Source organism: Nodularia sp. LEGE 04288, from assembly GCF_963896525.1.
In the GTDB taxonomy this organism is placed as follows: domain Bacteria; phylum Cyanobacteriota; class Cyanobacteriia; order Cyanobacteriales; family Nostocaceae; genus Nodularia.
This window is the reverse complement of sequence record NZ_CAWQOY010000105.1, coordinates 107,817-121,876: the sequence shown is the minus strand read 5'-3', so window position 1 is coordinate 121,876 and position 14,060 is coordinate 107,817. Positions and strand designations below refer to the sequence as shown.

At 40.8% G+C, this 14,060-nt stretch carries 12 protein-coding genes; all 12 read right to left on the bottom strand.

Features of this window, described 5'->3' with window-relative positions:
- Nucleotides 1–127 precede the first annotated feature (127 nt).
- Entirely contained in the window at nucleotides 128–1,645 is a 1,518-nt protein-coding gene (locus AACX33_RS11475; RefSeq protein ID WP_194003037.1) for a 3-oxoacyl-[acyl-carrier-protein] synthase III C-terminal domain-containing protein, read from the bottom strand.
- 86 nt (nucleotides 1,646–1,731) lie between these two features.
- Nucleotides 1,732–2,184 carry a holo-ACP synthase gene (locus AACX33_RS11470; RefSeq protein ID WP_194003039.1) on the bottom strand — a complete coding sequence of 151 codons (453 nt, stop codon included), beginning with the start codon at nucleotides 2,182–2,184 and terminating at the stop codon, nucleotides 1,732–1,734.
- 78 nt (nucleotides 2,185–2,262) lie between these two features.
- Complete coding sequence (locus tag AACX33_RS11465; RefSeq protein WP_194003041.1) at nucleotides 2,263–3,585, bottom strand: anthranilate synthase component I family protein; 1,323 nt, start codon at nucleotides 3,583–3,585, stop codon at nucleotides 2,263–2,265.
- A 109-nt stretch (nucleotides 3,586–3,694) separates the two neighbouring features.
- Complete coding sequence (locus AACX33_RS11460) at nucleotides 3,695–5,254, bottom strand: benzoate-CoA ligase family protein (protein WP_194003043.1); 1,560 nt, start codon at nucleotides 5,252–5,254, stop codon at nucleotides 3,695–3,697.
- Entirely contained in the window at nucleotides 5,247–5,624 is a 378-nt protein-coding gene (locus AACX33_RS11455) for a holo-ACP synthase (RefSeq protein WP_339406503.1), read from the bottom strand. Before AACX33_RS11455 ends, AACX33_RS11460 begins: the two co-directional genes overlap by 8 nt.
- A gap of 92 nt (nucleotides 5,625–5,716) precedes the next feature.
- Nucleotides 5,717–5,977, bottom strand: coding sequence for an acyl carrier protein (locus AACX33_RS11450; protein ID WP_194003045.1), 261 nt, complete (start codon nucleotides 5,975–5,977; stop codon nucleotides 5,717–5,719).
- 341 nt (nucleotides 5,978–6,318) lie between these two features.
- On the bottom strand, nucleotides 6,319–7,311 hold the full coding sequence (locus tag AACX33_RS11445; RefSeq protein ID WP_194003047.1) for a sucrase ferredoxin: 993 nt from the start codon (nucleotides 7,309–7,311) through the stop codon (nucleotides 6,319–6,321).
- Nucleotides 7,312–7,356: 45 nt separating this feature from the next.
- Nucleotides 7,357–8,421, bottom strand: a complete 1,065-nt coding sequence (locus tag AACX33_RS11440) for an ABC transporter substrate-binding protein (RefSeq protein WP_227788678.1) — start codon at nucleotides 8,419–8,421, stop codon at nucleotides 7,357–7,359.
- 26 nt (nucleotides 8,422–8,447) lie between these two features.
- Complete coding sequence (locus AACX33_RS11435) at nucleotides 8,448–11,084, bottom strand: TonB-dependent siderophore receptor (RefSeq protein ID WP_194003049.1); 2,637 nt, start codon at nucleotides 11,082–11,084, stop codon at nucleotides 8,448–8,450.
- Between the two features lie 180 nt (nucleotides 11,085–11,264).
- Nucleotides 11,265–12,320: a helix-turn-helix transcriptional regulator gene (locus AACX33_RS11430; protein WP_194003051.1), complete on the bottom strand. Its 1,056-nt coding sequence runs from the start codon at nucleotides 12,318–12,320 to the stop codon at nucleotides 11,265–11,267.
- Between the two features lie 77 nt (nucleotides 12,321–12,397).
- A complete protein-coding gene (locus AACX33_RS11425) occupies nucleotides 12,398–13,222 on the bottom strand; it encodes an ABC transporter permease (protein ID WP_194003053.1) in 825 nt (274 codons plus the stop codon).
- On the bottom strand, nucleotides 13,219–14,043 hold the full coding sequence (locus AACX33_RS11420) for an ABC transporter permease (protein ID WP_194003055.1): 825 nt from the start codon (nucleotides 14,041–14,043) through the stop codon (nucleotides 13,219–13,221). Before AACX33_RS11420 ends, AACX33_RS11425 begins: the two co-directional genes overlap by 4 nt.
- Between the last annotated feature and the right edge of the window lie 17 nt (nucleotides 14,044–14,060).

Sequence of the window (14,060 nt, the reverse complement as noted above, 5' to 3'; positions counted from 1 at the left end):
TGATTGGCATCATTCTTGTTCTTCGTACCTTTGCGCCTTTGCGCCTTTGCGTGAGACAAATTCATATTCTCAATCAGCAACGCCATTCTTAGAGTATGTTCTTCCATGAATAGAAGATATATTTAATTTACAAACTCAATGTTTCTCGTTCTAAATCTTCGTTGCTATTGACAGATGGTGAAATTAATAAATTGCTCAGAGCTAACCTATCTAATATTAGCTGAGTCAAATTAATTAAATTATTTTCACCAAAGAAATTTTCAATCGGGACTCTAATTTCCCAGTCTGCTTCTATGCGACTTCTCAGAGAGAATGCCATTAAAGAATCAAGCCACATTGTTAAGGTTTGTTGAGGGTCGATTTCGTCAGGTAAAAGCTGTAAGGAATGAGATAACCATGCTATTAAATAGTTTTGGACTATTTGCTGTTGTTCTTCTGGTTGTGCAGCTAATATTTCTGCTTTTGATAGTTTTTGTTCCGCGCCATCACGCTGTTCTATTTGCTGTAGCTGAATGGTAGTATCGCGAGATGTAATTGCAGGTGCTGGTGCTGTTCCCAGTCCCACATCTCCCCAACGCATAATTGTTGCTGCTGCGGTAGCTGATGCGCCGTTAGTGTAGATTAAAATTAAACTATTTTCTGTGATTTTTCCTTCTTTAACTGCATGGTAAAGATTCGCTAGGGGAAAAACAGGTCCAATATTGCCATAGTAGGGATAAAGATTAATCGTGCGTTCCGGTGGAATACCTAAAGCTCTTGTACAAACATTGGCATACCAAGCTGTAGGAGTATTAAAAACAAAAAAATCAATTTCTGCTAAATTTACTCCCGCTTTAACCGCAACTTCTTGACAACAGGTGCGAACGAAATCAACGGCTGTTTCTGCTAAACTGCCGGCATTTTCTCCAGTTTGCGTGATAATTTGTGGTTTACCTAACTGATCAATTTCTAGTTCGTGAGAGTATGCACTATGGGTAATAGTCGTAGAAACCACTTTATTAGCTAAAACTCCTTGATTTGGTTGGAGGTGGCTGACGATAAAAGCCCCTGCACCATCTCCCATCGACCAAGCTAGGGTATCTGTTTCTCTAACAGTATTTGAACCAAAGTGTGAAACAACTATCAAGGCATTTCGATATTCTCCAGTTTGGATTAAAGCGTGGGCATTTTGCAGAGCTATCAACGCACTAGAACAAGTCGAATCAAGACTCCATACAGGACATTTCAAGCCTAATTTTCGTGCTAATTGAGTGGTATTATCCATGCCCAAATTATGAGCAAAAAGGGCAGTGACAAGAACAACATCTACCTCTGCTGCGGTTAATTTAGCTGCTGTCAATGCGTCCATTGCTGCCCGACATTGTACATCTAGGGAAGATTCATGCTCACCCAAAACTCGCCGTTCTAAACTGCCGCGAAAGGAGTCTGATAAATAGGGTGCAACTTCTTGAGACCAAATATCAAAACCATTATCTTCTCTGTGAGATATTGGAGAACGAGTTTTTCTGTTTCTTTTGGGCTGAGAAATTACAAGCTCAGGATATTTTTTCTGCCAATAATCATTAGTACGAATAACTTCAGGAAAGCTAATGGCTAGGGAGCAAATGCCTATTGGTAAAAGTGTGGAGTGTGTGGACACAATCATTAAATTGGAAATGTTGGTAGTGAGCAGGAGTTAGGGGAGAAAAAATCAGAATTTTACCAGAGTTATTGTGTAAATCCTAACTATCTTTATAATTGGCTATTTTTTACGACTACGGCGGCACTAGCTACAGCATAGATAGCAGTATGACTAATACTTAATAGCCATTGCTTAATCCCCAGTCTCGTTGCTCTTTCTTGGTATTTACCGAACAGTTTTACTAACGGTTGACCCGTGGGCAATCTGCTGATTTCAATATTCAGCCACGAAATAGATTGATCGTGATTTTTGTTGGTCAAATTAGCGCTTTGGCTTTCGTCTTTAGTCAGACAATTAGTGATTACAGTTTTAGCAGCCCAACGACCAGCTAAATATTGAATCCACCTTTCACCAGCATCGGTAACGCTACATTCAAGATTTGTATAGTGTTGCTTGACAAAATTCTCTCCTTCTCGTGCTAAAACTTGTTTGAATGATTGAATTTTGACGATTTCCAAACTGTGCTTAATGATGCGATCATCTTGACATTCTTTTGTATACATGGACAATCTCCTGAGATATAGAAGATGTAAATCTGAAGCAGCTTCTTGCAGAGAAAATGCACAAGTGCAACAATTAATCTATTTTCTGAGAACTAAATTATTTAACATGGTGTTCATCTTATTCACAGACTCGATATACTCATTTTCAGGAATAGATTCAGCCACAATTCCTGCTCCGGCATTTAACTGAATCCGATTGCCATACTGATAAACTGAACGGATTGCGATCGCGATATCTGCTTCTCCGTGACTGTTTAACCAACCAATACCACCAGCATAAATTCCCCTTGGTTCTTCCTCTAGATGATCAATCCATTTTAAGGCTTTGTCTTTACTAATTCCCGATACCGTAATTCCGGGAAATAAGACTTTGAAAGCATCCCAAAGGGTATTACCTACCTTGAGTTGACCCCCAACTCGCGATGATAGGTGTTGTACACAACGATATTGTTTAACTTCCATGAAATTTAATATTTGCACCGTTTCTGGTACACAAACGGCAGCAATTTCATCCTGTGCCAACCAAACCGAAAGGGAATGTTCTTTGACCTCTTTCGCATCAGTAAAAAGTTCGTTGTTAAACCTAATATCTTCTTCTATATTGACACCACGGGGTCGCGTTCCCGCTAAAGGATTAGTGGTGACAAAACCTTTGCGATTCACTTCCATTAAGGTTTCAGGGCTAAAACCGACTGCACGAATATCTCCTAGATTAAAACAATAAGAACGGGCAGAGTTATTTGCTTTAGCACTGAGAACATAAGTACCTAAAGTATTTAGGTCTCCAGGAAAATTAAAGGAACGAGAAATAATAGCTTTGTGCAAATTAGCATTTTTAATTGAGTCAATCAAGGTACTGACAGAGTTTTCATATTTTGCTCTATCTTTGCCATCAAGGTCAAAGGTTGCGGCTTCGTAATTTGGTAACGGATTATCAACAAACAGTTGTCGTCTGACCAAATCTAAGGACTTAGTGGTTTTAATCTTGACTCCTTGTTTGGTAAAGTGCAACTCAGTTTCGGGAACTAAAAAGTGACACAAAGGCTGTTGACCGACTTTGGAGTAAGAAGAATAAAAATGCGCTAGCTCAAAGGCTGTATAACCATAGGCTGTCCAATCTCCAATAGACAAAGAATTTAATAAAGCCTCGACCTGTTTAAAGGGATCGCTAATTGGTTCCGCAGCCGACCGTTCTGGACTTTCAAGTAATACTTGATCGGGAGTGACTACGACTTTAGCTAGTTGGCCTCCAGCAATGCGAACTTCATCCTTACCTTCATACAGGAAATATTCGCTAAAAATTCCTGCTTCCAGAAGATTGTTAAGAACTACAATTGCTTCTCTTTGCCCAGGAACAAAAGTTTCCTGATATTTAACTGCGGTTTTAATTTCTACTAGCATTAGTTTCCTATTTAATATTTTGCTAAGGTTTTTTTCAGTGATGAGATTTTGGGAAAAATCAAGTATGCAATCAAAAAATGCTCTTGGTCTTGATTCCTGAGTGAAAACTCTATGGAGCGAGAATTAATGAATCAGAGTGTTTTTTTAATACTTGACGATGAATTTTGCCTGTAGATGTCCGGGGTAATTTGTCCAGGAAGTAAATCTGTTTGGGAGTTTTAAAATGAGGTAAATGCTGTTTAGTAAACTGACGAATACTTTTCTCTGTCTCTACACTAGGCTGTTGTGAGGATTTCAAGCTGATGTATGCGACGATTTCTGTCAGTTTTTCGCCACCTTGATATTCTGGGACTACTGCTACTTCCAAAACTTGTTGATGCTGGTGTAAAACTTCTTCTATTTCCAAAGGCGAAATCCATTGACCGTTGACTTTAAATAAATCATCTCCTCGTCCCATAAACCAGAAATAACCATTGCGATCGCGCTTATACTTATCTCCAGTCCGCATCATGTTACCGAAGATAGCTTGGCGCGTTTTTTGCAGTTGATTCCAGTAACCCAGCATCAAACTTTCGCCACGCACTTGTAGTTCGCCAATCTGATCATCTTCACAGGGAAAACCACTTTCATTCACAACCTCCACGTCATAGCCACCTATGGGACGACCAGAACTTCCGGGTTTAGACTCTCCTATACGATTTGAGAGAAAGATATGTAAAAACTCTGTTGTTCCAATTCCTTCACAAATTTCTAGGCCATGTATCTCTTTCCATTCATTCCAAATAGGCTTTGGTAGTTGTTCGGCTGCGGATACGCATAAGCGCAGAGATGAGGAGTCTAACGCCACAATGTCTTTTAATTCTAAGATTCTGGCATAAACGCTAGGGATGCCAAAAAATACTGTGGGTTGATAGCGTTGAATGTCTTCAATCATGCCGAAGGCATTACTGGCATCAGATAACACCGAGGTTGCACCCACTGCCATCGGAAAATAGACACTGTTTCCTAAACCATAGGCAAAAGCGATATTGGCGACGGAATAGAGAATATCTTCCTCGTTTAAGCCTAAGACGGCTTCAGCATATTGTTTGATGCAGACTAATGCACTCTGATGGGCATGAATTACGCCTTTTGGTTTTCCCGTACTCCCAGAAGTGTAAAGCCAAAAAGCTGCTTCATCACCCGATGTTGAGGCACAAGTTGTGAGTTCAGCGCCATCTTGTAGCTGAGATAAAAAAGGTTGTTGGCCATCGACGAGTAAGACATGACGTAAATATTCTGACGAGAGAGGAGTCAGTTTTTCTTGCCATGTATGGCTTGTGAGCAAAACCTTGCTGCGAGAGTCTTGGAGAATGTGGTTGATTTCTGCTAAAGAACAAGCCGGATTAATCGGTACGGGGATAGCACCCAGCCAAATTGCTCCTAAAAAGACTACTACCGACTCTAATTGATTGGGTAGTAAAATGGCAATCCGATTTTCTCTTTCTAGTCCGAGTTTTGCCATTAACTTGGCGCTACGTCGGACTAAATTACTTAATTGTGAGTAAGTATAAGTTTGATCGCGATCGCACAGAGCGATTTTATCTCCATTTCCTCGTGCTAAATTGCCCTCTAGCAAATAAGACGCAAGGTTAAAAACATCACCTAAATCTTCGTCAATTCTACTCATTTATCTGTTCCTCACAGAGAGCTAAAACATTAACTAGCACGCAATCTTGCCACTCCCACCAATTCACCAACCACTGTTTAATCCCCAGAATTTGAGCTTGAGTTTTGGCTTGTCCGGATAAACGAACTTGTGGCTGTGCTTGAGTTAAGTCTGTTTCAATTTCATTCCAGTCAATTCCTACTAAACCGATGCCCAAAGCCTTGCCTACGGCTTCTTTAACTCCAAAGCACAAAGTATAATAGAGCAGGCGATCGCTAACCGAATGGCAATAGTTTTGTTCTTGGGTGGTAAAGACAAGGGTTAAAGTTTCGCGATCGCAGCTAGCAATTAACTTGGCAATTTTGGGTATGGATGCAATATCAACGCCAATCCCTTTAATTTCCGTTTTTTTGGCAGGTCTTTGCTCGTAAAAATCTTCATTAGTTTGTACACACTATTTAAAGTGATTTGCAATAATTCAACCTAAATTGAGTTCTGACTTTCCGTTTCTGATAAAGCTGACTCAATTAAAGTACAGATTTCGGTCAAAGTTTTGTCCTGACGGGTTTCGAGTTTGACTTTAATTCCTAACTTCCGTTTTAATGCCAAAGAGACTTCGACTATTTCTGTAGAATCTAGCTGTAAATCTTGATTAATTAGCGCATTAGGGCAAATCATGTCCTCTGGAATTCCCAAATCTTTGAGTATATCCTCAAGATTTTTTATTGCTTTTACAGTATCCATCAGCGGAAATAATCTCTAAAATTTTAACAACGTATTACAGCCACTCTTGTTTGTACTCACCACTGTAATTGTATTCTTCACCAATTCCTTATTAAAAAACTTTCTCTATAAGTTTGTTATTCATACCTTACCATCTTTGTCTCCAAAACAACAGTCAATTTAAGGGAGTTAAATAATACTGTTACTTTCATTCAACAGTATTAGGAATAGTTATGAATAAGCGTAGAAAGGCATTGCTGAAAATAAGGATGAATTGAGAGGTTTTTTTTAAGATATCTGGTGAAAATAAAATATGCGTGATCTTGACATCTCACGTCTCTATATTCTTTGTCGGAGATGTCTTATGTAGTTCGTCTTAGTTGACTAACCTGATATTGCTTGACAGTTGTCAACGCCTGTCCAGAGTTATAAGCACTAATTACCGAACCACAAACCTCAACTTTAGCTGCGTAGCTTCCTGTTACCCGCCCATCGGGAGCAGCAAAATCTATCTGCACTTCTGCCCAATTAGCCTCTTCATTGACATGATCTTTTGCTAGTATTCGTCCTAATTTATGGTATTTCAGCCAATCCCAGCCTTCCTGCATCCAAATCTCACGCTCAACAATTTGCTCAAATTTGCTCAGTCCACTCCAGCCTCGGTAAAATGAACGCAGTTCTGTAACTGGATGGTTGCGTTGCACTAAGACTTCTAGTATTTCGGGTTCAAGATGACCCCAAACCTGACCTGTGGGAAAATCTACTAAAGTCGGCGCAAACTGATGACCTCCGAAATGAGAACAGCGCCAAACTTCTAATTCACCACTGGAACTAGACGCATATTCTTGGCGGAGAATTTGATAGATGGGCTGACCAAATCGCGCACAAGCAATGTCTATGTTACCGTGGGTACAGACCATTAACTGGCGGACAGGAATAGCAGTTTTTCGGTACTGTTCAAACTGAGGTAAATTAGCGGACTCAAAAATCAGAGCTTTCGCTAGTTGAGCAATTTGGTTGGGGGGGAGAAGAAACTCTTGTTTTTCAAATTGGGCAAAAGTAGACGCTGGACGCTGGTAGTAGAAAACGCGAGACAGCCCAGGGATAGAATACTCTTTATCAGAAGCGATCGCCATTGGTGCAACCCGAATTCCCTGGTCATAAAGTTCATGAAACAAATCATGAATGGGCTGGAGAATTGGGTCTGAGTGAAAGCGCTCTTCAGTCCAAGGTAAAGGCAATTCCATCAGCAACCAACCACTACAAGGGTTAGCCGTACCAATGGGATCTTCACCATTTTCTTTGGAAACTACTGAGCAAAACTGACAATCAGTTAAAAGTTTTGGTGTCGTCATCTGATTTCTGAGTGTGGAATATAAACTAACAAGAATTAGCTTGATTTATTGCACTGGGAGCAGTTGTTTTTCCAGTTCATTCAAGTAAAGTTCTGTACCAATCGTTCCTGGGAGCGCCGCACAGAGATAACCAGGAATAAAATAGACGCGACCTTCCTTGCTAGCTTGCATTGATTTGGCGATCGCATTTTCTTGCCATTTCTGCTGAAGATTTTGGATTTGAGGGTCAAAATTCATCTGTGCATTGACTTGATTAAATTCTGTGAAATTAGCACCTAGCAAGATGATTGAATCTGCATCCTGAAACTGAGGCAAAATTTCGATCGAGACTAGCGGCGGAACCCCTTCAGCAGACTGAGCTAAATCTGGAGGAGGTAATACTTTAAATCCCAAATTTGCCACCAAAGCCGGACATAACCGGTCGGGTTGAAAACTGCGGAGTTGTTCCGGAAGCGACTGACCACCAGAAGACAATAACAGAACTTGAGGATGGGCGGCAACAATCGGTGCAAATGCTTTTTTGGCAGTAGCTAATCGCTGTTCCATAGCTGTTAAAACTTGTTCTGCCTTTTGAGAACGGTCAAAAATTTTGGCAATTTTGAGGAGATTTGGTTTAGCATCAGCCCATTTTAACAGCACTGTTGGCGCAATTTGCGAAAGATTTTTGTACTGCTTTTTGTTAGTTTCAGAACCTAAAATTAAGTCTGGTTTAATTCTTAATAATGCTTCCATAGAAGGATTGTAAGCTAGACCGACATTAATAGGCTGATTATTCACCAACTGTCCTAAATAGGGAATTTGTTGACTAGGATTGTTGTAATCACCCTGATGAAACGGGATATGGTCAGCAAATCCGCTGGGCTGGACATCAAGTGCTAGTAAAGGTTCTAAAATATAGGGGCCAAGGACTACAACTTTTTGAGGTTGATCACAAATCTCAGTTTCCCCCATTTCATGTTGAATAACTTGACATTTGCTGGAAGAAGATTGCTGGCTGACTGTATTTTGACTGATTCCACCCCCACAAGCTGTAATAATTAACGTCGTGAGTATAGCTAGGAAAAAGAGCTTAAAGGTTTGACTTGTCCATTGAATAGGCAATCTCATCATTAATATCAATAAAAGTAAATTTGGAACTAAAACTGCACAGAAAATGAGCCGATGACCGTAAAAGGATCACCAGGTTCAATTCCGTTGTTTCTACCGCCCAGAGATGACTGAAAATATTCCACATCGAAAAGATTTTTGAAATTAATCGCAAATCGGTAGTTGTTTCGCCGATAAAAGACGGCAGCATTAGTGAGAAAGTAACTGCCTAACCTAAATGTATTCGCTAAGTCACCTTCTCGATCACCAACATAGTTGAATCCAATTCCTAACCCCAAGCCTTGCAAATTCCCACTTTGAATAGTGTAGTTTGTCCATAAACCGGCACTATGTTGCGGAACATTAAATAAGCGATTGCCAATTGCTATTCTGTTATCTTTAGTAGTTTCAGCATTAGTGTAGCTATAGGAAGCAATCACATTCCATCCTGGTAAAATGTCTCCTGCCACATCGACTTCAATTCCTCGGCTGCGTTGTTCCCCGGTGGCGATTAAAAAGTTAGGAAAATCTGGGTCAGCTGTAGGAACATTCTGTTTAGTCGTATCGAAATATGCCAAATTACCGAATAACCTACCTTCCAAAAGTTCTGCCTTCAGACCGAATTCATAGCCCTGACCAGTTTGTGGTTTGAGTGGATTGCCACTGATTGTAGCACCTGAGTTGGGAGTAAAGGACTGTGAATAGTTGGCATAAATACCAAGTTCTGGAGTGGTTTGATAAACAATGCCTATTTGTGGGGTAAAAGCATCATCATTTTGAGTGGTTTCTGAACTCAATGGATTAACATCTGTAGGATTATCTTTTCTTGTTTGTTCTACATTGTCATAACGCAAACCTGCAACCAATTTTAAATTATCAAATAGTGAAATTTGGTCTTGAAAATAGATTCCTAACCTATTTGATTCTGTGAGGTAATCAGCAACTACAGGTACATTATTAGGTCTGGAGGAAACTCCGTAAACTGGATCAAAAATGTTAAGTGGAAAAAATGGAGGGACACTAAATTGTGCAAGAAAGTTGTCTTTTTGACGATTCCAATCAATTCCAAACAAAATTTTGTGATTAATTGTACCTGTAGTAAACTCACCGAGTATATTCGTCTGTAGAGAATAAGTTTGAATATCTATATCGTATTTGGCGAAACTGCGTTGCAAAATGCCAGTTACTTCGTTAAACGCAACAGGAAAATAAAAATCTGAGACAAAATCTTGTTTAATGTATCGAAAAGTATTCCTCAGTTTCCAGTTATCATTAAAACGATGTTCTAGGTTGTACCCAATATTGAAAAGGTTCTGTTCACTTTGATCGTCTGGTTCGTTGGTGATGCGATCGCGAGGAACATTGACCACGCCATCACCGAAAGCGACTAAACCAAAATCCATCGGTCGTCGTTCGTTAGTGTATTCTAAACTGGTAGTGATATCAGTGCGATCGCCAAGTTTCCAAGCAATAGTCGGCGCAATAAAGAAACGCTCATTAGCTTGGTCAAAACCGCGAAAACCATCATCTTTTGTATATAAAGTATTCAATCTGTAAAGCAGGTTGCCACTGGGAGTTAAAGGACCCGAAATATCAAGACGGGGGCGAACAAAATTCCGGTTTCCTAGCTGAAACTCTGCGGCATAAAAAGGTTCAGATAAGGGTTTTTTGCTAACTGCGTTAATCAATCCACCTGGATCAATATCTCCATAGAGGATAGAAGCTGGTCCCTTGAGAACTTCAATACTTTCCAGATTTGTAATTTCTGGAAGAACTTGAAAACTTCCATATTGTCGGAAACCATCTCGTAAAATCGGTGCATTTCTGAAGCCACGAATTGTAAAATTAGGGAAGATTCCAGCAAAATTATCGGAAGTAACACCACTGACGTTGCGGAGGGCTTCATCTAGGCGAGTGACTTGCTGATCTTCTATTACTTGTCGAGGAACCACCTGAATAGAAGCTGGAACATCTCGAATGGGGGTATCAGTTCGTGTAGCAGATGAGGCATTTAGGAGTACATAACTCTCATATTGTTCACCTGTAACGACTAATTCAATTGATTCATCTTCTTCAGCCAATGGTTGGCTGGGTTCTATTTGACTTTCTGGTTGTGCTTCTGCTGACTCTGGTTGTGCAGATACAGTTGCAAAACTCAAAATCAAACCTTCGTTGCTATCAAATAACTCAACTGTGGGCAATCCTGTTTTACCTGTGACTATTACCCGAATTGTATTGGCATCAAAATTCGTAACTGTGATCTCAGTCAGATTCTCATCTGGGTTTTCAGAAGTGAATGTAAAGGCATCGCCACTGGGTAAACGTAATTGAGCGTTGGGAATATCAGCGATAAACTGATTATCGACGCTGCGATTTGTGATTTGTAACTGTTCTCCTTGAGTAGTTTGTAAAATCACCTCCACACCTTGGTCAATGGAATTAGCTGTCACTCCTGTCACTTGGATCAGTTCTGCTGGCGACTGTACTAATAATTGAGTGTTGGTAATGGGCAATTTGGCTTTTCGGAGCATCCGAGGATGACTCTGTAAATTTGCCTGATTACCTTGTAATTGCGCCTTTGTTTGTGGTGTCGCCTGTACAGGTTGAATGCCAATAGCACTCAAGTATCCAGATATACTGACTAAACACCACAATCGCAGACTACCTGACAGCCACCAACGTTTCATAATTACTCCTGATACACCCGCTTGGAGAGGTTGAATGAATTAATTTACTTTGCAGTCATGAATTTTTAATCTCCGTTCAATCCAGCTTTTGAGACAGAAACTGGATTGCTGCAAATATTTCTAATTCAATGAAGCTGAGTATAGAGAATAACTCTCAACTAAGTCAACTCAAAAAGGGCATCATGATCCCAAAAAGGACTTTGTGCCTGGTGTCATACTCCACACACTCCCTTTCGGTTCAGACGTAGCGCTTGTTTTTGATTTTGCTAAACATTGGCTGGGAAGGATACCAAACTTGCGCTTGAAGACAGCAGCAAAGTGTCCCAGGTTGGAATAACCAATTTTGTTGGCAACCTCAGCTACAGTGGTGTTACCTTGACACAATAGTTGCTGTGCCAAATTCATCCGTTTATCTGTTAAGTAACTCAATACAGTTGTGCCAAACAGTTCAGGAAATCCGCGTTTGAGAGTGCGATCGCTTACTCCGACTATTTGTGCTAATTCTAACAATGAGGGTGGACTCTCCAAACGTGCCAATAAAATTTCCTTAGCGTGATGAATCCGGTTGATAGTCTCTGGCTTCAGTCGTGGTGACTCTGGCAGTTGATCCTGTTCCGCCAAGATGGGAAATAACTGCAACCTGATCAGTTCCAACACCTTGGTTTGTAAGTACATTCGCTTCATTGTTTCCCGGTAGGGACAGCTGATGATTTGCTGTACTACACCTTGTATAGCAGTAGTAATTTCAGGGTAAAGCAATGCCTGCCAGTCGTTCTCCTTGGTTAAAAAACGCAATAGCTGGGGAATTTCTCCTGTTTCATCTGGAAAAAAAGTTGCCAGCAAGTCAGGGGAAATATGAACCTCAAGACCCAGGTATCGGGATTTGGTAAAATTGAGATTCATTTTGGGTTGAACACCGCTACCAGAGATACAGGTATATCCTCCCCCTAACTGCCCTCCATGCTGAGTGGTGATTTTACCAGCCAGAAGGAAGGAGAAATGCAATGAATGATGCCACTCTGGAATTTGAAATAACACATTATCGTGATATTCATTGTCCAAAATTGAAAGCCACAGATGAGGATATACTTCGATTGTCTGCACATAGCCTGTACCTATTTGTCTGGGAATTTCCTGGATAATTCCCAATGAATTTAATCCCGGTTTGGGTGGATTGTTTTGGTTCGCTTCTGCCCAAAATTCTTGGTAGTCTGTGATCTTCAGCTTAATAGTCATAAATCTTAGCTATCAAAGTAAAATTACTGAGAAGAAATATCAATAATTTTAGCCTAATGCTGAAGACTATCACGAGATTAAGAATCCCGGTGTTGATAGGCGCGTATCGCTAAAGTACTGAACACCGCAGTCAGGACAAAGCTCCACAACAAGGTGGCAATCACTGGACTGGCTACTGAACCACCTGAAGACAAACCACGGAGTGCTTGAGCTGCTGAAGATACCGGGTTAATTTCGACAAAACCTTGAATCCATTCGGGAAAGCCTTCTTTTGGTACATACCCAATACTCAGAAACGTTAACGGCAATATCCAGGGGATCATTGCGGCTTGAATTGCTTCTGCTGACTTGACCTTGACAGCAATAAATACTGCTAACCATCCAAAAGACAAAGTAAAGACCACAGGCAGAATCAGAAAGCTGATTATAGACAGAAAATTAGTTTGAAAACGGAAGCCCAGCAGATATCCAATTAAGGTGGTAATTCCTACCTGTATCAGTAAACGACCAGCACTACTGAGGATGCGCCCAGTTAGCACCGCAGACCTAGCGATGGGCATTGTCCGCAATCGTGTATCCATGCCGCTTTGCAGGTCGCTGTATAATGCATTTCCAGTGTTAACGACGCTAAAAAGCAAGCCCTGAACTATGTTAAACGGCAGAACGAACTGAGCATAGTCTGCATAGCTACCATTAGGCATGACTACCTTGGTAAAGCTAGCAGTGAAGACGAGCAAGAGAAACACGGGAAATGCCGTTGCACCAAAGATGATAGCTGGGTTTCTCAGGTCGAGAAGTAAGTTACGGCGAGCGATTATGGTAATTTCTGTGAGTGTGCGAAAAAAGTTACCTTCCTGATGGTCTGCTACTAATTCAGCTACAGTTGATAGAGGTCTAGTCATTGCGATCGCCTCTGATTAAGTTGAATAGAGACAAACACAAATATCAGCAGTAATCCCAGTAACCAAGTCAGTGACCAAAACAGTGGATTTAATAACTCACCGCCACTAACTAATACCCGCAGTGCTTCAGCGGTGTAGCTTACAGGCTGATGGAGAACTATTGGCTGGAGCCATTGGGGGAAATTTTCGGCAGGGCTAAAACCTGTGCTGAGTAGAAGTAATGGGGCGTAAGGAACAATACTTAGTGACTGTACTAAATCTGGCTGTTTTAATGCTAAAGCCAGGACAGCATAACCAGCGATAGTCGTGGTTGTAAATAGCAACGTCAAGACTAAAAAACCGATTGCAGATAAAAAACCTGCCTGAAACCGGAAACCGTAGAGATGGGCGAAGCTGACTAGAATTGTGATACTAATCAACGCCCGGACGAGGTAAGCAATTAACAGTCCCCCGAAGGTAGCTAACGGTGAAATTGGCATTGCTCGGCAACGTTGAAACATCCCTGACTGCATATCGTAAGAGAGGTTAGCGGCTGCTCCCATTGCTGTAAAAAACATGGCTTGGAGGGTAATAATGGGAAGCAAGTATTGAATATAATTAATTTCTTGCGTTGCCATTAACTTCTCAAAGGTGATCAGAAATCCACTCAGAAAAATGATGGGGATCAGGACTACAGATACTGCAACTGTGGGAAATCGGCTCAACAAGATCAGATTTCGTTGACCAATAATTAAACTATCGGCAAATGCCCTTCTAATGCCTAACTCTTGGCGAGTTGTGACTAATTTTTTGGCTCTTGCGTGTATCTCATCGGTATTCATTTACTTACATTCACAAG